At 69.9% G+C, this 20,545-nt stretch carries 14 protein-coding genes; 13 read left to right on the top strand and 1 reads right to left on the bottom strand.

All coding sequences use genetic code 11. The features are described 5' to 3' along the window. Positions 1 to 38: 38 nt before the first annotated feature. Positions 39 to 2,603, top strand: coding sequence for a S8 family serine peptidase (locus tag FMQ63_RS02265; RefSeq protein ID WP_043611925.1), 2,565 nt, complete (start codon positions 39 to 41; stop codon positions 2,601 to 2,603). Between the two features lie 379 nt (positions 2,604 to 2,982). On the opposite strand, the gene FMQ63_RS02260 is transcribed toward FMQ63_RS02265, so the two are convergent. Then, positions 2,983 to 3,546 carry a DUF420 domain-containing protein gene (locus FMQ63_RS02260; RefSeq protein WP_011551121.1) on the bottom strand — a complete coding sequence of 188 codons (564 nt, stop codon included), beginning with the start codon at positions 3,544 to 3,546 and terminating at the stop codon, positions 2,983 to 2,985. Between the two features lie 169 nt (positions 3,547 to 3,715). On the opposite strand from FMQ63_RS02260, the gene FMQ63_RS02255 reads away from it, so the two are divergent. The 12 genes from FMQ63_RS02255 (at position 3,716) to argE (ending at position 20,493) form a co-directional block, all read left to right on the top strand. After that, on the top strand, positions 3,716 to 5,740 hold the full coding sequence (locus tag FMQ63_RS02255) for a DUF1585 domain-containing protein (RefSeq protein WP_011551122.1): 2,025 nt from the start codon (positions 3,716 to 3,718) through the stop codon (positions 5,738 to 5,740). Further along, positions 5,740 to 6,399: a hypothetical protein gene (locus FMQ63_RS02250; RefSeq protein ID WP_011551123.1), complete on the top strand. Its 660-nt coding sequence runs from the start codon at positions 5,740 to 5,742 to the stop codon at positions 6,397 to 6,399. The genes FMQ63_RS02255 and FMQ63_RS02250 overlap by 1 nt, the downstream gene beginning before the upstream one ends. A gap of 17 nt (positions 6,400 to 6,416) precedes the next feature. Then, on the top strand, positions 6,417 to 7,847 hold the full coding sequence (locus FMQ63_RS02245) for a DUF1501 domain-containing protein (protein ID WP_011551124.1): 1,431 nt from the start codon (positions 6,417 to 6,419) through the stop codon (positions 7,845 to 7,847). A 14-nt stretch (positions 7,848 to 7,861) separates the two neighbouring features. Continuing rightward, on the top strand, positions 7,862 to 9,391 hold the full coding sequence (locus tag FMQ63_RS02240) for a hypothetical protein (protein WP_011551125.1): 1,530 nt from the start codon (positions 7,862 to 7,864) through the stop codon (positions 9,389 to 9,391). Positions 9,392 to 9,423: 32 nt separating this feature from the next. Next, positions 9,424 to 13,161 (top strand): FG-GAP-like repeat-containing protein, encoded by a 3,738-nt coding sequence (locus FMQ63_RS02235; RefSeq protein WP_011551126.1) that lies wholly within the window; start codon positions 9,424 to 9,426, stop codon positions 13,159 to 13,161. Between the two features lie 76 nt (positions 13,162 to 13,237). Then, positions 13,238 to 13,648: a hypothetical protein gene (locus FMQ63_RS02230; RefSeq protein WP_011551127.1), complete on the top strand. Its 411-nt coding sequence runs from the start codon at positions 13,238 to 13,240 to the stop codon at positions 13,646 to 13,648. Positions 13,649 to 13,729: 81 nt separating this feature from the next. Beyond that, complete coding sequence (locus tag FMQ63_RS02225; protein WP_011551128.1) at positions 13,730 to 14,041, top strand: membrane protein; 312 nt, start codon at positions 13,730 to 13,732, stop codon at positions 14,039 to 14,041. A gap of 122 nt (positions 14,042 to 14,163) precedes the next feature. Next, positions 14,164 to 14,649, top strand: coding sequence for a ferritin-like domain-containing protein (locus FMQ63_RS02220; RefSeq protein ID WP_026113880.1), 486 nt, complete (start codon positions 14,164 to 14,166; stop codon positions 14,647 to 14,649). A 77-nt stretch (positions 14,650 to 14,726) separates the two neighbouring features. Beyond that, positions 14,727 to 16,214, top strand: coding sequence for a hypothetical protein (locus FMQ63_RS02215; RefSeq protein ID WP_011551130.1), 1,488 nt, complete (start codon positions 14,727 to 14,729; stop codon positions 16,212 to 16,214). 67 nt (positions 16,215 to 16,281) lie between these two features. Beyond that, complete coding sequence (gene hutF / locus FMQ63_RS02210; protein ID WP_011551131.1) at positions 16,282 to 17,670, top strand: formimidoylglutamate deiminase; 1,389 nt, start codon at positions 16,282 to 16,284, stop codon at positions 17,668 to 17,670. 106 nt (positions 17,671 to 17,776) lie between these two features. Next, complete coding sequence (locus FMQ63_RS02205) at positions 17,777 to 19,276, top strand: hypothetical protein (RefSeq protein WP_225909959.1); 1,500 nt, start codon at positions 17,777 to 17,779, stop codon at positions 19,274 to 19,276. Between the two features lie 74 nt (positions 19,277 to 19,350). Next, a complete protein-coding gene (argE, locus tag FMQ63_RS02200) occupies positions 19,351 to 20,493 on the top strand; it encodes an acetylornithine deacetylase (RefSeq protein WP_011551133.1) in 1,143 nt (380 codons plus the stop codon). The last annotated feature ends 52 nt before the right edge of the window (positions 20,494 to 20,545 follow it).

Here is a 20,545-nt window from a genome sequence, read left to right as displayed (position 1 = left end):
GGTGCCGCCCCTTTCGCTTCTTCCGAGGGGTCGCCCGAATGCGTCGCCTGCTGTTGATGGGACTGTTGCTGCTCTCCGTTACCTCCTGTTCAGGCGACGACGAAGACCCGGGGGAGCAGTCCTCCAGGACCGGGCGCATCCAGGGGACGCTGACGCCTTTCCGGAGCAGCGAACGGTCCGCAGGCGACGGTGCCTCCCAGACGGTGCGCTCGCCGTTTCGCGCGGGTGAGCTGGAGAAGCTGAAGGAGACGCTGCGGGGGATGCACGCGGGACGCTCGCGCGAGCCGCGGGTGGCGCCGAAGGCCATGCCGGGGCTTCCCATCATCCCGTCGCAGCCGGCCGCCGCGCCGCTCGAGCGGGCCTCTCGCGAGGACCCCACGATTCCCGGAGACGTCATCCTCCGCTTCGAGGAAGCGGGCCTGACACCGGAGCGCGTGCTGGCGGCGGTGCAGCGCCCGGGCTTCCGCGCGGTGCACAAGGGCTACGCGAGTGAGTACGTGCACCTGGTGGGCTACGAGCCGCTGGACGGCAAGGCGGTGACGGCCGCGAAGACGCAGGAGTGGGCGGCGCAGCTCGCCCAGGTGCCGGGCGTGACGTATGCGGTGCGCAACGAGCGGATGCGGGCGACGGCGGCGCCGAATGACCGGGGCTACAGCCTTCAGTGGCACTACCCCACGCTCAACCTGCCGGCCGCGTGGGACCTGGTGCCGGACGCGTCCAGCGTGGTGGTGGCCGTCCTCGACAGCGGCATCGTTCCGCACCCGGACCTGACGAATGTGTTGCCGGGTTACGACATGATTTCGGACCCGGAGAACGCGGGTGACGGCGATGGCCGGGACAGCAATCCGCGGGACGAAGGTGGGGACACGCCCAGCGGCGGCTCGACGTGGCACGGCTCGCATGTGGCGGGCACCATCGCCGCGGACACGAACAACCAGGTGGGCGTCGCGGGCGTGGCCTGGAACGCCCGGCTGCTCCCAGTGAGGGTGCTGGGGAAGAAGGGCGGGAGCAGCTTCGACATCGCCGCGGCCATCACCTGGGCCACGGGCGGCCCCGTGCCGGGCGTACCGCCCAATCCCAATCCCGCGAAGGTGGTGAACATGAGCCTGGGTGGCCGCGCGCCGCCGCAGGCGCTGTACCAGGACGCCATCGACGCGGCCTTGGGACGCGGGGCCATCATCGTCGTCGCCGCGGGCAATGAGGACGTGGATGCGCGCACCAGCACGCCGTGCAACCAGCAGAACGTCGTCTGTGTGGGCTCCACCAGTCTTGCGGGCCAGCGCAGCAGCTTCTCCAACTACGGCGTGGACGTGGACGTGGTGGCGTCTGGTGGGGAGATGCGCGAGGACCTGAACGGCGACGGCTATCCGGACGGCGTGCTGTCCACGGTGCTGGATGAGAACGGGCAGCCTGCCTATGCCTTCTCGCAGGGCACCAGCATGGCGGCGCCTCACGTCACGGGCGTGGTGGCGCTGATGGCGGCGTCGCGGCCGGACCTGACGGCCGCGCTGGCGGAGCGCATCTTGAAGGAAACCGCTACGCCGCTCACCAACGCGCAGTGCCCGGAGGGCTGCGGCGCGGGGCTCGTCAACGCGCGAGCGGCGCTGGCCCGCATCGCCAACGTGGACCCTGGCACGTTGGACCCTCAGCTTAACGTGACGACGTCCACACTGTTCTTCCGGGGCAGCGGGACGCAGCCGCTCATTCTCAGCAACGTGGGCGGGAACCGGGGCGGCGATTTGACGGTATCGGCCAGCGTCAGTGGGCCCAATGCCTCGGCGGTGTCATTCCCGCAGGGCAACACGGTGCGGGTACCCGCCTTCAGCTCGGCCCCGTTGAGTGTGGCGGTGGATGCATCCGGGCTGGCCGGAGGGGACACCGTGGTGACGCTGAGCCTGGTGGGCTCGGGGACGGCGGGCTCGGCGACGGTGGCGGTGAAGATTGGCGTGGCGGGCGCAGCCAATGACCTGGACGCCCTGATTGCGTTCGTGTGGCAGGACGCGCGAGGGGAGTGGCAGGCCTCGAAGGACGCCATCGCGGTCGCGCGCGCCTCGGCGGACTACGCGTACAGCATCTCCCTGGCGCCGCGGACGTACTTCGCGTTGGCCACCATCGACGACGACCAGGATGGCAACTTCTTCGAGGACGGCGAGCGCACCGGCTACTGGCGCAACGTGGACTCCTTCGAGCCGCTGGAGCTGGAGGCGGGTGACCGCATCGAGAATGTGAGCTTCGACCTGATTCCCCTGGCGCCCATCGATGATGACCCGGCGCTGGTGGTGGGCAGTGCGTGCGGCTCCAACGTGGACTGTCCCGGGGGCGTGTGCGTGACGGACTATCCGGGCGGGTACTGCTCCATGGATTGCACCAGCTCCGCGTGTCCGGCGGGCTCGCGGTGTTACATCGTGGATTCCTCCTCGGGCCTCAAGGCATGTCTGGCGACCTGCACGCGGCAGGTGGGAACGGGGCAGGGGGACTGCCGCCCCGGGTACGTCTGCTACAGCGACGGCACGGGTTCGGGAGCGTGCCAGCCCAACTGCCGCACCTCTGGCCTGACGTGTGGGCTGGGACGGACGTGCACGGCCAGCGGCTTCTGTCGCTGAGGAAGGCTCGAGAGCCCGTGTCCAGAGCGGCCGAGGGGGAGAGCGGTGGACACTTGGCCACAGTTCCCAATTCCCACCGGGCAGCGACAGCGGCATCGTGCAAGCACCTTGTCCTTGATGCAGCGACTGAAGAGTGAGACGCGCCCGCACCACGAGCGCACCGAGACCCAGGTGCGTTTGATGGATGCGGACCTGACGCCCACTGCGTACCGACGTCACCTGGAAGCGCTTCACGGCTTCTATGTTCCGCTGGAAGCCCGGCTCGCCGGGCTGGGCCTTGAAGCAGGCACCTGCCTCCGTCTCCGCCTGACATCGACCTGGGGCGGTGCGTTCGGGCGCCCTCCAACTGACTGCTTCGTCGACGCCCTGATTCAGCGCGTTACAGGACGGCGGGCGCGCTGCCACGCAGCATGAAGTACACGACGACGCCCGTCGCCGACACGTAGACCCAGATGGGCGCCAGCCACCGCGTCACCTTGCGGTGCCGCACGAAGTCCTTGCGCCACGTGAAGTAGAAGGCCACCAGCGCCATGGGAACCACGGGCATGGACAGCAGCACGTGGCTGGCCAGGATGCACAGGTACAGCCCGCGCCAGTCCCCCACGTATCGCGTGTCGCCATGCACGAAGTGGTAGGACAGGTAGCAGACCAGGAAGAGCGCGGACGCGGTGAAGGCCGAGACCATCAGGTACTGGTGGACCTGCCGCGCGCCTCGTTTGATCGCCACCCACCCGCCGATGAGCAGCGCCGCGGCCGTGGCGTTGAGCCCCGCGTTCACCGCTGGGAGGAAGCGCAGGTTCACCCCCTCCACCGGGCCGCCGCCGCGCACCAGCAGAATCCACCCGATGAACGCCAATGCCAGCGCGGACACCACGGCGGTGAAGATGAAGAAAGCCCGGTCACTCACCCGGGGCGGCAGCGCGGCAGGGGCGGCGTTCGACATGGGCCCTATGTCTCGCGTGGCGGGCTTCGTTGCAACCCTTGCTAACTGGTTGACACTATTAGGGAATACATGTGGGATGAAATGTTCCACTAGGTACTACTGGATACTGAAACTGTAATTCCTGCATACTGAGAGTGTCCCCCCGACCCCCCCTTCCGGAGGTCCCCCCGTGCTCAGTGTGCGCTACCTTGCCTGCCTGGCTGGTGCCGCCTTGCTTCTGGCCCTGCCAGCCTCTGCTCAAGAGGAGGCTGTCTGTTCACCAGTTGTCGCAAAGGTGCCCCTGGAGCGGCATCTCCGGCAGCTGTCGCTGGACTTGCTCGGCCGTCCCCCCACCTACGAGGAGTACCAGGCCGCCCAGGCCAAGGGCTCCATCGGCGTGGAAGACATCCGCGCGATGATGACGAAGGACGAGTTCAACGCGCGCATCCGCAACTACCACCGTGCGTTGCTGCGCTCGAACCTCTCCGGAAGCCTCAACAACAACCAGAACTCGCGGGTGACGGGTAACGGCATTGCCACCGCTTATGGCGTGGTCGGCAATCCCGCCACGACGCTGCGCGGCGCGAACGGCGCGACGTGTAACTCAGACATCGCGCAGGACCAGTGCCTCACGGCGGAGCAGCCAGACGCGCACGCGGCGCCGCTCACCGAGCGTCCCCGGACGAAGTGCCACGACGACGAGGGCGTGCCTCTGGCCGTCAGCTACGACTACGACACGAACTACTACGCGTGTACGCCGCTCGCGCCGACCACGCCGGATGGCACGGCGAAGTGCTCGGACCTGCTGAGCACCAGCCACCCGAAACACGAGTACCTCTACTTCTGCGACCAGCGCGGCTCGGGCAGCAGCGCGGGGGCCTTCATCTGCGAGCCGGACCCGGCGAAGACCACGACCCGGGCGCTGACGGTGAAGGAGATGGATGGCGCCAAAATCAAGGCGTTCAAGCACCCGAACCCGGACTCCAAGCCGGCGCTCACCGAGCTGAAGCGCTGCACGCTGGACCTGGAGCTGCGCAACGGACTCAAGGGCAACTACGGGGTTCAGCGCGGTTGCGTCCTGCGCGAGGGCTTCGTGAACAAGGCCGCGCCCTACTGGGCCACCGACAAGACGCCGGAGAGCGTCAAGGTGTGCGCCATCGACGCGCAGGAGCGCACCCACAATCCGTGGAACATGGCGTCCTGTGAGACGTCCCGCTTCTCCACCGACCGCAGCTGCGGCTGCGGCGTGGGCATGCGCCGCTGCGAGACGCCCGCCATCACCGCGCAGGACATCCGGGACGTGCACAGCCTGCGCGTGGCCGCCTTCAACGACGAGCCGCTGCGCATCGCCGAGTCGGTGGTGCAGCGCGACGAGCCCTACTTCAACATCCTCACCACGCGCCGCTCGTTCGTGAACGGCACCTTGTCCGAGTACTTCCGCAGCCAGCAGGGCGTGGGCGTCTTCAACGTGACGACGCCCACCGCGCAGGGCGCCGTGCCGGTGGTGGCCTACAACGACACGGAGGCTTGGGCGGAGTACACGCGTGACGAGGGGCACGCGGGCGTGCTCACCACGCCGTCCTTCCTCTACCGCTTCCCCACGCACCGCGCGCGGGTGAACCACTTCTACGAAGCCTTCCTCTGCAAGACGTTCGCGCCGCCGCCGGGGGCTTCGTCGCCCGCGCCGGAGGACGCGTGCAACCGCGAGAACAACCTGGCGGTGCGCTGCGGCTGCAACTACTGCCACGCCACCATGGAGCCCACCGGCGCGCACTGGGGCCGCTACGCGGAGCGCTCCGCGCAGTTCCTCGCGCCCGACCAGTTTCCTCGCTACGACCCGAAGTGCCGCGACTGCGCCCTCAACAACGACACCAACTGCGGCGGCGAGTGCAGCCAGTACATCATGCAGGCCTACGACGGTGATGGTGCCAGCAGCCTGGGCATGCTCAAGACGTACCTGTACCGCACGGCGGACGAAGAGCAGAACATCGAGGCCGGTCCCGCGCTGCTGGTGCAGAAGATGCTCCAGTCGGGTGACCTGGAGCGCTGCACGGTGCGGCGCATCTGGACCGAGTTCCTTGGCCGCCCGATGACGGCGGAGGAGCAGCGCCTGTACCTGGTGCCCTTCGCACAGGACTTCGCGCGCAACGGCCACCGCCTCAAGGCGCTCATCGAGCGCGTGGTGACGTCCGACGCCTACCGGAGGATTGACTGATGCGCCGCCTCGTCTTGACCGCCGCGCTGCTCGCGCTGGCCTCCGGTTGCACGAAGGATGACACGCAGCCCGCGGACGGCATCATCGAGCCCATCGCCAACCCGCATCAGCCCGGGGACTTCACGCCCCTGCCGGACCCCGAGGACCAGGACGGCAGCGTGGGCCGCGCCCCGCGCCGGCTCACCGTGGCCCAACTGGACGCCGCCATCGTCGGGGCGGTGGGGCAGCGCTGGAGCGAGCTGGACTCGCGCGCCACGTCCATGGGGCGCGCGGACTATGCCCTGGTGGTGAGCGAGAACATCGAGCCCAACCTGGTGTTCGCCAAGTTCCTGGAGGACGGCGCGCGCAAGGTGTGCATCAGCCAGGCGTCCGCGGAGATGCGCATGACGGACGCGTCGGCCCGCACCATGGGCCGGCTGCTGCCGGAGAAGTGGGATGACCTGACGAAGCTGACCGACGCGGAGGTGCGCGCGCAGCTCGTCTACATGTCCACCCGCTTCTGGGGTTCGCCGCTGTCGGGCGAGGAGCTCACGAAGTGGGCGTCCTTCTTCACCCAGGCCGCGAGCCGGGTGCAGACCCTCTCCTCTTCCAAGCGCCATGAGACGTTGGCCGTGGTGTGTATCGCCATGCTGACGGACCCGCGCTTCATCACCTACTGAAGCTCGGAGTGACCGCGATGAAGAAGAACCGCCACGACGAGAATTGCTCCCAGGGCTGCGCCCACGGACGCCGTACCTTCCTCAAGGCCACCGCTGGCTTCATGGGCTCCACCCTGCTGGGTGGGCTGCCCTTCCGCGCCTTCGCCCAGGCGGCGGAGATGGCGCCGGCGGACCGCTGCTTCGTGTTCGTCTACTTCAACGGTGGATGGGACCAACTGCTGGCCTTCGACCCGAGGGACCCGACCGAGTTCACGGCGGACCGTGCCTCGGAGACGAAAATCCTCCCGGGCTACGACCAGATCAACGACACCCGCTTCGAGGCCCGGCCGCTCATCCCCGCCGAGCTTCCGGGCGTGGGCCGGTCGAACATCGACTTCGGGCCCGCGGTGGGCACCGAGCTGGCCAGGCACTACGATTTGATGACCGTGGTGCGCGGCATCAACATGAACACGCTGGGCCACGAGGTGGGCTACCGCTACTTCCTCACCGGGAAGATGCCCATTGGCAGCGCGGCGCGTGGCTCCTCCACGGCGACTGAAATCGTGGGGCAGATGAAGCCGCGCGTGCCCATTGCCTCCATCTCCTACAACGTGGAGTCGTACAACGACCGGTACGGCGGCTATGCCAACGCGCTGCGCGTCAGCCGCCGGGACGACCTGATCCTGACGCTGAAGGGCAGCGCGGACGCGCTGGACAGTGAACTCGAGAAGCAGCTGCTCGACTTCCGCGGCCAGCCCGTCAACTGCGAGCAGGCGGCCTATGGCGCGCGTGGGGTGGGCACCACCTACTCCAACAGCCAGGAGCAGATGCGGCTCATCCAGTCCAAGGGACTGGACAAGTCGTTCGACTTCCTCGTTGGAGCCAACCAGCCGCACAGCGCGGAGATGGCGGTCATCCGCACGAAGTACAACCTGACCAGCGCCAACGACGTGAACGGCGAGCGCGGCCGCGCCGCCACGGTGGCGACCGCGCTGAAGAAGGGCATCGCCCAGTGCGTCACCATCAACCTCACGGGCGGCCTGGACACCCACTTCGGCAGCCAGCTCACGCAGGCCAACAATCAGCGGCGCGGCTTCGACGCCCTGGCCATGCTGGTGAAGGACCTGCGTGAGAGCGACCATCCCGCGGGTGGCACCTTCATGGACCACACCACCATCATGGTGTTCTCCGAGTTCTCCCGCACGCCGCTCATCAACAGCTCCGGTGGCCGTGACCACCACCTGAGCAACTCCGCGCTGCTGATGGGGGCCGGCATCAAGCACAACTTCGTGTTCGGCCGCAGCGGTGACATTGGCATGGCGCCGGGCACCTTCGACCTGCGCAACGGCGCGTCGGACCCGAACGGCGAGAACATCCTCCCCGAGCACGTCATCGCCACGGTGCTGGCGTCCGCGGGGCTGGACTACAGCATCACCCGCGTCGAACCGCTGCGCCCCATTCTCGCCTGAGCCGTCCATTTCGCATGCGCATCCATCCGAGGGCTTCCGCCTCCGCCGTCCTCTCCCTGCTCTCGCTCGTGGTCCTGGGGGCGTGCGGGGAGGACCGTTCGCTTCCGCTCGACAAGCCCGAGCCGACGCCCTTCCAGCCGGTCCAGGTCCCCGCCGTCACGGCCCTGGCACCGGTCTCCGGCTTCGCGGACCAGGCGGGCGGGGGTGTCTTCGCCACCGCTTCGCGCGAGCTCGTCCGGCTGCGGCTGGACGGCACGTACGGGGCGCTGGAGCCGCACCCGGACAATGAGGCGGCGGCGGGCGGCATCCTCGGCGTCTTCCGGCTGGGGCCTCACAGCGCCCTGGTGGAGACGCAGACCGGGCTCTTCATGGCGGAGTCGGGGTGGCTCATCGCGCCGCCCTGGCGGGACGCGCTGGGGCAGGGCGTCATCGCCACCGCGCAGTCCGCGGACGGCGCGGTGTGGCTGGCGCACACGCGCGGCCTGTTCCGCCTGCAGGAAGGCACGCTGGCGGAGCTGAAGGTGGACGGCGCGTCGGTGAAGGCCATCACCTCGCTGGCGGCGGCGCCCTCACCGGAGAACCTGCCCGGCGTGTGGTTCCTGCACGAAGGCGGGCTGAGCGTCGCGGTGGCCCTCAGCACCGCCCACTACCGGGTGCACACCACGAGCGCGCCCCTGGCGGAAGGCGAGTCGCTGCAAGCGCTGGCCGGAATCGGGCCCGCGGTGGGCACCTCTGGCGAGCTGTGGGCGCTCACCAACCAGGCCCTGCTGCGCCGGGGCAAGGACGGCTGGCGCCGCGTGGAGCTGCCGCAGCAGCCGCAGAAGTTGATCGGTTCGGGCCGCTTCTTGTGGGCGAAGACGGGCGGTTCGCTGCTCCAGTACGATGCGGACGCGAATGTCTGGCGCGCGGCCACGGACGCCGGCGCCGGGGACTTCCATTTCCTCGCCGCGGACGAGAGCGGCAGCGTCTGGGTGCAGCAGGGCGGGGTGTCCGTCGCGCTGAGCCACGTGCTGGTGCCGCGCCTCCGGGGGCTCTACCAGGGCATGCAGTTGGTGAATGACGGCCTGGTGGTGCGCGCGGTGATGCCGCCGGGCGGAGCGCCCGAGAGCGTCGTCTACAAGCTGGGCAACTCGGAGATTCCCACGGAGGGGCCGGACTACAGCCTGGGCGGTCTGGAGGCCGACGGGACGCACCGCGCCTACTCCTTCGCGTCGCTGGAGGCCGGCCGCTACGTCCTGTCGGTGGTGGCGCGCTACGCGGATGGTTCGGAGGCGCAGCGCTCGGTGCCGTTCGACTATGCGCCCCTGGCGTCGGGGCCGCTGAGCTGGGACAAGGACATCCGCCCCATCCACGAGGCGCGGTGCCGCAACTGCCACAACAGCTCCAGCGCGGCGCGCTCGCTCGACAGCTATGAGCTGTGGCGGGCCAACGCGCCCATCATCACTGGAGCCGTGAGAGACCAGCGGATGCCCGCCGATGGTCCCATGGACCCCGAGCTCATCTCCCGCATCCAGCGCTGGGCCTCCTCTGGCGCCAGGCCCTGAAGCAACGCGCAGTCTCCCTCGAGGTACCTGACATGTCCCGACTGACCCGCGCGGCCCCCTTCCTCGCGCTCCTTGCCGCGGCCTGCTCGGATGAGCCTGCGCCCGCGCGCGTGGCGCAGCCTCACCAGACGGACCAGTGCACGGGCCTGGCCGCGCTGACGCTCACCGCGCAGCCCGCGCGCGTGCGTGTGTCGAGCCCCGTGGCCCTGGTGGCCACCGGCGGCAGCGGTCATTACACCTACCTGCTGGAGCCGGGAGGCTCCTCGGGTGAGCTGGTGGGCAGCCGCTTCCTGGCGGGGCGCACGCCGGGCACGGACACGTTGGTGGTGGAGGACGCGCGCTGCCCGGGCGTGAGCGCCACCACGCAGGTCAACGTGGCGGCGACGTTCAACGTCGCGCCCGTGCGCGCGGAGCTGCGGCCGGGCACCTCCTTCCAGGTGGTGACGGACGGCGTGCTGGGTTCGGCCATGTACCTGCTGTCGGCCGACGGCTCCGGCGCCACGCTGTCGCCTGGCGGCCTCTATACGGCCGGCACGCGTGAGGGCTTGGACGTCATCACCGTGCGCGACACGCAGTCGGGCGACGAGGCGGTGCTCCAGTACGAGGTCCGCACTCATGCCCGGTTGACCGGAGCGCCGGCCTTCCTCGCCGTTCCCTCGGGTTCGTCCGTGCCGCTGGCCACGCGCGGTGGCAGTGACCGGGTGAACTGGACGAAGGAGTCCGGCCCCGGGACGCTGGCGGGCGGCCGGCTGACCATCGAGCCCGGCGCTACCGGCGTGGCGGTGCTCAATGCGGCGGACCCCTTCACCGGGGACACGGCGCGGGTGTCGGTGCGCGTGCTGGACGAGCTGACGCGGCCGGGACTGCCGCACGGCCGTCTGTCCGACGCGGCCACCCTGGTGACGGCGGACTTCGACGGTGACGGCCACCTGGACCTGGCGGTGGGGCAGCGCGAGAGCGACCTGAACGAGCCGTCGGGCGGCGCCGTGTTCATCTTCAAGGGGGGGAGCGGCGGCCTGCCGACGGAGCCCACGTGGGTGCTCACCGGCACCACGGAGACGGCGCAGTTCGGTGACGCGCTGGCCGCGGGCGACCTGGATGGGGACGGGCGCGCGGAGCTGCTGGTGTCCTCGCCGGGCGCGGACGTGGCCGTCACCAACGCCGGCGCGGTGTACCTCTACACCTTCCGAAGCGGGGCGCCGGCGCCGCTGCGCCAGCAGCTCACCGGCCTGCTCCGCAACGCGGCGTTCGGCTCGGGCATGGCCATCGCGGACTTCGAGGGCGACGGCGACCTGGACGTGGTGGTGGGCTCGCCGCTGGGCGACCTGGCCCCCACCAACGCCATCCGCAACCGCGGCACGGTGGACATCTACGCGTCGACGCGGAGCTCGCCGGTGCCGGACCTCCCCACGGTGCGGCTGGGCGGCTGGGATTTGACGCAGGACGGCGCCCTGGTGTCGCGCAGCAGCACCGAGCTGGGCCGCGCGCTGGTGACGGGCGACCTCAACGGGGACGGCCTGGTGGACCTGGCGGCGCTGAGCCGGGTGTCCCGGTACAACGCGTCCGGAGCGGTGTCGGGCGCGCAGATGGCCATCTCCGTCTTCCTGGCACGCGCGCAAGGCGCGCGCTTCCGGGCATCGCCGGACGTGTACGTGCTGCCGGCCAACACGGCGGACAGCAACGAGGGCACGTGGCGGCTGGGCGTCATCCCCGCCGAGGGCACGCGGCCTCCGCTGCTGCTGGCGGTGGCGGACCGGGCGGACTCGCCGGACCTGCGCTCGAGCGGGGGCCTGCAGTCCGGCAGTGATTCGGGTGGTGCGCTGCTGTTCGATTTGACGGGCTACTCCGCCACCGGCGAGCCCGCCAACCGGCCGCCCCAGGTGACGCGCGAGGCGGCCTTCGCCCGCATCTACGGCGAGGCCAGCGGCATCAACGCGGGCCGGAGCTGGGCGGTGATGGACGTCGACGGCGAGCCGGGCCTGGAGCTGCTCCTGGGCGCGCCGTACGCGTCCGCGCCATCGGGTGTGGGGAGCGGCACGCTGCGCTGGAGCGGCAAGATTCTCGTCTATCCCCTGGCCACGCTCACGCAGGGCAGCATCCTCAACCGGCCGCTGACGGTCATCAACGGGACGGCGGTGTCGGACACGCTGGGCTCGGGGCTGGCGACCTGGGGCCCCGCGGCGAACCCGTCGCTGGTGGCCTTCGCGGGCCGGTCCTCTTCGGCTCAGGGGGCCTTCACCGGCAGCGTGGAGCTGTACCACCGTCAAGGCGCGTCGGTGACGGAGTGGACGCGCACCAGCGTCCGGGTGCCTGCGAAGCCGAGCGTGGAGCGCTTCGGCGAGGCGGTAGCGATTGCTCAGGGCCCGCAGGGCCGTCCGCTGGTGCTCACGGGCGCGCCGGGCTGGTCCGGCCCCGGCACCAGCAATGACGGCAACGCCCTGACCATTGGCCGTGCCTACGTGCACGACGTGTCGGCGCCCGCGCAGGCCACCGTGGTGGAGGAGGGCCTGCCCTCGCCGCACCAGGCGGGCCGCAACGTGGGCGTGGACGTGGCCTTCTCCGACTTCAACGGCGACGGGCGTCCAGACCTGGTGGTGGGCGCGTCCAACTTCTACGTGCCGGGCACGGGCACCACGAGCTCCAACAACGAGCTCAACAACACGTACACGTCGGTGCCCGCCGCGTGTGTCACCAGTGGCACCCAGTCGGTGGGCGGTGCCCTGGTGTCACTGGGACAGCCGGACGGCAGCTTCAAGCCGGCGTACCGGCTGTTCGCGCCGAACGTCATCGCGGACTGCACGTTGGAGCCGGAGGCCCTCTGCCGGCGTACCGGCATCGGGCGCGGCGTGGTGGGCGGGTTTGATTTGAACGGCGATGGCCGCCAGGACGTGGGCCTGCTGCGCAACGACGGCATGGAGGTGTTCCTGGGCCGCGCGCCCGAGGACGCGTCGCTGGCGAAGCTGAGCATGATGTGTGAGCCCATCTACACGATGCCGTCCATGGACATTCAAACGTTCGCGCCGGTGTCGTTGGGCGACCTCAACGGTGATGGCTGTGACGAGCTGGCCTGGCGCTACGCGGAAGGGTCGCGGTCAGGCGTGGCCATCCTGCTGGGCTTCGACGCGGGCGGCGCGCGCTGCGGCGGGCGCAGTACGGCCACGCTGTGGCGCATCGCCGGTGACAGCGAGGTGCAGCTCACCAACATGGGCCTGGGCCTGAGCATGACGCGCGCGGGCCGGTTCCTGGGCGACACGCGTGACTTCGTGGCCATCAGCGCCACCAGTGTGCCCTTCAACGGCGTGACGCAGCCGGTGGTGCTGCTCTTCGACAAGACGGTGCTGGTGAACCGGATGCAGGCGCTCCAGTCCGCGGGCTCGCCGCTGGTGGTGGGCGCGCTGGGCGACGGCCTCAACCCCATTGTCCTGGTCCACCGTCACCGCGCTGTGAACTTCGGCGCGCGGTTGGTGGGCGGCACGGACCTCACGGGCGACAACATCCCCGACCTGCTGGTGAGCGCGCCGGGCGCCTCCGAGGCGTCCGACGGCGGTGGCGCGGTGTTTCTCTATGCTGGCGGGGTTGGCCAGCAGGGCGCGCTTTCACCGTTCCTCATGGTGGTGGGAGATGGCTCGGAGCGCTCGGCGCTGGGGCAGGCGATGTCGATGATGCCGGGCAGCGGCAGCTCGCCGCCCATGCTCGTCATCGGCGCGCCGCGCAGCTACCGGACGGGGACGCAGAACGGCACGGCCTTCGTGTTGCCGCTCGGCTTCTGACGGTCCGCACCGGGAGGCTGTTGGGTCCACGCTGGGGCCGGGGCTATCCTGGCGCCTGTTCCAGCGTGGGAGGCCCATGAGCCTGAACCGGGAGTGGCGTCACGGCGAGCAGCAAGCGTGGTTCGAAGCGCCGGACATCCTCTGGGCGCGCTTCCGGGGCGCCATCACCCTGGAGACGTCGGTCTGGTCGTGTGGCGTGTACCGGGAGATGGCGGACGCGCAGCGCTTCTACCTGGCCGCGGACATCACGGACTCGCACCTCAGTCCGGAGTCGCGCCGCTATCTGGTGGACCACGCGCAGGCGGGCTGGTTCCTGGGCGTCGTCTACATCGGCGCGGCGATGGAGCAGAAGGCCACCACCAAGAGCCTCATGGTGGGCGCGATGCTGAGCGGCGGGATGCGGCTCGACACGGCCTACGTGGATTCGGCCGAAGAGGCGCGGGCATGGATTGCGCGACACCGCGAGGCGGCGGCGCGGACAGGCTGAGCGCGGTGGGCGGTCCGGTGGGGTGACGGGCGTGCTGCACACGGCAGGGCGCATGCACATCGTCTGTGGCCAGGAGGGTGCATGGGGGCCGAAGCCCTGGGGTGGTTCAGTTCATTCGTCCTGCTGTTGACCATCGCTGTCCAGGTCCACAAGCAGTGGAAGTCAGGCTCGAGCGAGGGTGTGTCCAAGTGGCTCTTCGTGGGGCAGATGACGGCCTCCGTGGGGTTCACGCTCTACAGTTGGAAGGTCGGCAACTGGGTCTTCGTGGTGACGAACGCGCTGATGCTGTTGAGCGCGGTGCTGGGGGCCGTGATTGTCCTCAAGCACCGCCGGGTCGCGCGGAGGAAGCACGCCACCCAGCCGCGCGCGCCCTCTGACGCCGTGCACGCCTGAGGACCTGGGCCCTGGCTGTCCGCCTGCCCCAGGGGCGGGCAGTCAGCGCGTCCAGGAGGTGGGTTGGTTTGCGGGAACAGCCTTCTCACATTGCCCGAGCCCCTTCAGCGCAGGAGTTCGACATGGCCGACAAATCGGAAGTGGCCCGGCTGCGCAGCCTGGCCCAGCTCGACGCGGATGCCGTGGGTGCCTACGACGCGGCCCTGGCCCGGATTCCGGAACAGTTGGTCCGCGAGCGGCTCAACGGATTCCGAATCGACCACGTCCGGCACGTACAGGACCTGAACGCCCTCATCCACGAGGCGGGCGGGACGCCGCTGGAGTTGCGCCTGGACCTCAAGGGAACGGCGATGGTGGGCCTGACGGCGATGTCCAGCATGATGGGCACCGAGGCCGCGCTGGTGGCCATGCTTGGCAACGAGGAGTTCTCCAACCGCGCCTACGACGTCGCCCTGCGCTTCGACTGGCGCCCCGAGGTCCGTGAGCTGATCGAAAAGCACCGGGAGGACGAGCGGCGCCACGTGATGTGGATTCGCGACGCCGTCCGGACACGCCCCTGGGAGCGGGCACGCGCCATCGCCGAGGAAGGCTCCGAAGCCCCCGCCTGAGCCGCCCTGCCGGGTCGATATGCCGGGGCCTGGTCCTCGTTTACGCTCCGCTGGGGCTCTACGAGGAGACGGGACGAATGCGCTCGGTGGTCTACGCGGCGGTTGTGTTGGCGGGCCTGATGACGGGCTGTGCCCATCAGGCTGGCACCTATAGCGACCTCTTCATCCCGGATGGGGAGGCCATCTACGAGCGGCCGGTGGAGGAGATGTGGCCGGAGGTGCGCCAGTACTTCACGGAGGCCAACCTGCCCTTCCGCGAAGACCGGGGCAGCATGGTGCTGGAGACGGAGTGGCGCCAGGAGTTCGGTGGCTCGAAGGTGTCCGGCTTCTTCCACCGCTACATGGTGATGGGCAAGCGCGAATCCCCCACCCAGAGCAAGCTGTGGATCATCCGCATCACCAAGAGCCGCAACAAGGCGCTGGCCCCGGCGGGCCGTGAGCTGGACTGGGGAGTGGCGCGCGTCATCGGTGACCAGGGGGGAGGTGGCTCCGCGGCCCCGGGCCTCTCCGTGGAGGATTGGGAGGATCGGCTGGATGCGCCGGTGGGGGAGAACTCCTTCTTCGCGGAGTCCGGGCAGGGGTCGCGGGACCTGGTCATGGAGTGGCGGGTGTTCCGCACCATCTCTCCCAAGCTGATGAAGGAGGAGAACGCGCCCAAGCCGGTGAAGGTGGCGATGGCGCCTGACGCGGAGGGAAGCGCGGCGGCCATGGACTTCGAATGCGGCCTGCCGATTCTGGGCCTGGGCAAGCAGGTGAAGCCGGGTGGGGTGCTGCTGCTGGGGGAGATGCACGGCACGCAGGAAGTGCCGCGTTTCATCGCGCAGGCGTCCTGCCAGACGGCGGTGGCCGGCACGCCGGTGACGGTGGGGCTGGAGCTGCCGCTGGAGAGCCAGACGCGGGTGGACACCTTCCTGGACAGCGCGGGGACGGAGGATGACTGGCTGAAGCTGATGGAGGCGCCCTTCTGGCGCAGCCCGTATCCGGATGGCCGCAGCAGCGAGGCGGTGGCGAACATGCTGGAGCAACTGCGTCAGTTGCGCTCTCGCGGGATGGACGTGGATGTGTTCGTCTTCGACCACCCGAAGGCCCAGGGGCAGGCGCGCGAGGACGCGATGGCGGCGACGGTCCGGCACCAGGTGGAGTCGGGCCCGGGGCGCTTCCACGTCATCCTGTCGGGCAACATCCACTCGCGCACGAAGAAGGGCCTGCCCTGGGACAAGTCGTTCAAGCCCATGGGGTTGGTGCTGAAGGACGAACTCGACAGCGTGGTGGCGCTGGACATGGCGTACAACAGCGGGTCGGCGTGGATTTGCGCGGTGGACAGTAAGGGCGTGAAGGACCAGTTGGCCTGTGGCATCCGCGAGGCGAAGGGCCGGGACAACGGCGACCGCTTCTTCCTGCACACGTGGGGGGGCACCAATGGTGACGGCTACCACGGTGTCTTCTACGTGGGGGCGGTGAACGCGTCGGCGCCGGCGGTGCACAAGGGGCTGGGACGTCCGGGTGGGGGAGACAACTCGGGTGTTCCGACGGAAGACCGGACTCCGACGCTCGCGCTCCACTGACGTCTGGCATTTCACGGGGCGCGCCGCGGCTGCTGCGCGCCCCGTGGCGCTGGCGTAAGTTGCTGGCGTGAGCGACATCACTGTCTATCAGCCGGAGCTCCTGTACACGGGCGGCCGGTTCCACGAAGGGCGCGGGCTCGCGGTGAGCGCCGACGGCCGCATCCTGGCCCCGGAATGCGTCCCCGCGGGCGCGCGCACCGTCGCGCTGCCGGGAAGGGCCTTGCTGCCGGGGCTCGTCAACGGACACTCCCACGCGTTCCAGCGGCTCATCCGCGGGCGTACGGAGTACGTGGCATCGGGCCGGGAGGCGGACGACTTCTGGAGTTGGCGCGAGGCGATGTACCGCGCTGCCGAGTCGCTGAGCCCGGAGGACCTCTACGTCGCCTCGCGGCAGGCCTTCGTGGAGATGGCGCTCGCGGGCATCACCACCGTGGGGGAGTTCCACTACGTCCACCACCAGTCCGACGGCACGCCGTACGCGGACCGCAACACGTTGGCGCACGCGGTGATTCGCGCCGCGCGGGATGTGGGGTTGCGCATCTGCCTGCTGCGCGTGGGGTACGCCCGTGCGGGCTTCGGCGTGGCGGCGAATCCGCGGCAGCGCCGCTTCATCGACCCGGACGTGGAGACGTTCCTGGGTTCGGTTGAGGCGCTGGCCCGCGAGGTGCGCGCCGACGCGGCGGTCAGCGTGGGGCTCGCGCCGCACAGCGTGCGCGCGGTGCCTCGGGAGTGGCTGGCGGCGCTCGCGAGTGCGTCCGTGCGGAGCCTGCCCGTCCACATGCACGTGGCGGAGCAGCCGAAGGAAATCGAAGCCTGTCTGGCGGAGCATGGCCGCAGGCCGGTGGAGTTGCTGGCGGACCTGGGCCTGCTGGGGCCCGGCTTCACGGCGGTCCACGGGGTGCACCTGACGGACGAGGAGGTGTCGCTGTTGGGCCGGGCCGAGGCCACGGTGTGCGCGTGTCCTTCCACGGAGCGGAACCTGGGCGACGGCATCGTCCCCGCGGATGCGCTGGTGACGGCGGGCGCGCGCATCAGCCTGGGCTCGGACAGCCAGGCCACGGTGGACCTGCTGGATGAGGCGCGACAGCTGGAAGGGCACCTGCGGCTGTCTCGGCTGCGGCGCGCCGTGCTGGACCCGGGCGGGGGCGCCATGGATGGGCTGGCGGCGCGGCTGCTGGACATGGCCACCGTGGACGGCGCGCGGAGTCTGGGGCTCGCCACTGGCGCCCTGGAGGCGGGCGCGCCCGCGGACTTCTTCACGGTGGACCTGCACCATCCGTCGCTCGTGGGCGCTTTGCCGGCATCGCTGCTGCCCGCCATCGTGCTGGGCGCGGAGAAGGCGGCGGTGCGCGATGTGGTGGTGGGCGGACGCGAGGTCGTCCGTGAGGGCAGGCATGCGCTCGCGGAGGAGAGTGGCCGCGCGTTCCAGGTGTTGTCTCGCGCGCTGTACGCCTGAGCGGCAGTTCTCCTCCGATATGGCATTGGGGCGCGGCGCGTTCACCCCCGGGAGTTCATTCCCGGAGGGGCCGATGCGCGCGAAGTGGTTCGCGGTGGTGACGTTGATGTGCTTCCAGGTGGGCTGCGCGGCCCGGCAGGGAAGCACCTTCAGTGACTTGTTCATCCCGGATGGCGAGGCCATCTACGAGCGGCCCCTGGAAGAAGTCTGGCCCGAGGTGCGGCAGTTCTTCACGGAGAACAAGCTGCCCTTCAAGGAGGACAAGGGGAGCCTGGTGCTGGAGACGGACTGGCGCCAGGAGTTCGGCGGTTCGAAGATTTCGAGCTTCTGGCACCGGTACATGGTGCTGGGAAAGCGCGAGACGCCGACGAAGAGCAAGCTGTGGATCATCCGCATCACCAAGAGCGCCAGTACCGCGCTGAGTCCTCCGGGCCGTGAGATTGATTGGGGATCCAGCCGTGTCGTGGGAGGACGGCTGGGCCACGGGGACCGCGTTAAAGACGTCAACGCGGGCTCGGGTGCTGTCTCTTCCGACCCCATCCTCAGCGCGGAGGACTGGGAGGCCCGCATCGCCGCGCCGCGGGGAGAGAACTCCTTCTACGCGGGTTCGGGTCAGGGCTCGCGGGACCTGGTCATGGAGTGGCGGGTGTTCCGCTCCATCGCGCCCAAGCTGATGAAGGAAGAGAACGCGCCCAAGCCGGTGCAGGTGGCGACGACGCCCAGTGCGAACGCGGGCGCGGAGGCCATGGCCTTTGAATGTGGCCTGCCCATCCTGGGGCTGGGCAAGCAGGTGAAGCCAGGTGGCACGTTGCTGCTGGGGGAGATGCACGGCACGCAGGAAGTGCCGCGTTTCGTGGCGCAGGCGTCGTGCCAGGTGGCGGTGGCCGGCATGCCGGTGACGGTGGGGCTGGAGCTGCCGCTGGAGAGCCAGACGCGCGTGGGGGCGTTCCTGGAGAGCGCGGGGGCGGAGGATGACTGGCTGAAGTTGATGGAGGCGCCGTTCTGGCGCAGCCCGTACCCGGACGGCCGCAGCAGCGAGGCGGTGGCAAACATGCTGGAGCAGTTGCGCCAGCTGCGCTCGCGCGGGCTGGACGTGGATGTGTTCGTCTTCGACCACCCGACGATGCAGGGGCAGGCGAGGGAGACTGCGATGGCGGCGACGGTTCGGCACCATGTGGAGTCGGGCCCGGGGCGCTTCCACATCGTCCTGTCGGGCAACATCCACTCGCGCACGAAGAAGGGCCTGCCGTGGGACAAGTCCTTCCGGCCGATGGGGCTGGTGCTGAAGGACGAGCTCGACAGCGTGGTGGCGCTGGACATGGCGTACAACAGCGGGTCGGCGTGGATTTGCGCGGTGGACCGCAACGGCGTGAAGGACCGGCTGGATTGCGGCGTGCGTGACGCGAAGGGGCGGGACAACGGCGACCGCTTCTTCGTGCACACGTGGGGCGGAACGAACGATGACGGCTACCACGGTGTCTTCTACGTGGGGGCGGTGAACGCGGCGGCGCCCGCGGTGCACAAGGGCCTGGGACGGCCTGGGGCGGGGGATAACTCGCTGTCTCCGTTGGAGGAGGCCGCGCCCCAGGTGGCGTCCGTTCGCTGAGTAGACATGGGGGAGGGAAGGGCCTTCCGGGGGCTGGCGTGCCGTGGCATGACCCGTCCCTGGAGGTCTTACCCATGAGTGACACGCTGCCCGCGCTGCGGGCCACCCTGACGGAGTTGGTGGCGATGGACACCACGTCCTTCCGCCCCAACGTTCCGCTCATCGACTACGCGCAGGCGCGCCTGGAGGCCGCGGGCTTCAGCGCGGAGCGCCAGAAGTTCCTGGACGACGCGGGCGTGGAGAAGGTGAACCTCGTCGCGGTGAAGGGCGGTTCCGGCTCCGGCCGCGCCGCGCTGGCCCTGGTGGGGCACTCCGACTGCGTGCCGTACGACGCGGCCTGGACGGACGCGCTGCGGCTGACGGAGAAGGACGGGCGGCTCTACGCGCGCGGCGCGTGTGACACGAAGGGCTTCATCGCCTGCGCGCTGCACGCGGCGTTGAACGCCGAGCAGTTGAAGGCCCCGCTGATGGTGGTCCTCACCGCGGACGAGGAAGTCGGCCTGACGGGCGCGAAGAAGCTGGTGGAGGCGGGACTGGGCCGCGCGCGGCACGCGATTGTCGGCGAGCCCACGCGCCTCATTCCGGTGCGCGCCAACAAGGGCTACTGCCTGGCGGAGGTGGAGGTGCGGGGGAAGGAAGGGCACAGCGCGTACCCGGACTCGGGCGCGTCGGCCATCTTCCGCGCGGGCCGCTTCCTCCAGCGCCTGGAGCACCTGGCGCTGACGGTGCTGCGCGAGGACCTCGACGAGGGCTTCCAGCCGCCCTTCACCACCGTGAACGTGGGCGTCATCCAGGGCGGCAAGGCGAAGAACGTCATCCCCGGCGCCTGCCGCTTCGTCGTGGAGTGGCGGCCCATTCCCGGGCAGCCGCCGGAGCGCGTGTCTCAGTTGCTGGAGACCATCCGCCAGGAGCTGGTGCGTGACGAGCCCGCCTTCGAGGCGCAGATTCGCGTGGTGCGCACGGACCGGGGTGTGAATACCCGGGCGGACGCGGAGGTGGTGCGCTTCCTTGCGGAGGCCAGTGGCAACGCGCCGGAGACGGTGTCCTTCGGGACGGAGGCGCCGCAGATGACGGAGCTGGGCGCGGAGGCGGTGGTGTTCGGCCCCGGCGACATCCGCGTGGCGCACCAGACGGGCGAATACGTGCCCGTGGAAGACCTGGTGCGCTGCGAGGCCGTCCTGGCTCGCGCCGTGGCCCACTTCTGCGGCGGGCGCTGAGCCTGAGTGACTGCGCTTGGGCGGAAGCGCACGGCCTCGGCGGCGGAACGGC

This window comes from Myxococcus sp. CA005 (genome assembly GCF_006518205.1).
GTDB lineage: Bacteria > Myxococcota > Myxococcia > Myxococcales > Myxococcaceae > Myxococcus > Myxococcus xanthus.
This window is presented reverse-complemented; position numbering and strand designations above follow the sequence as displayed.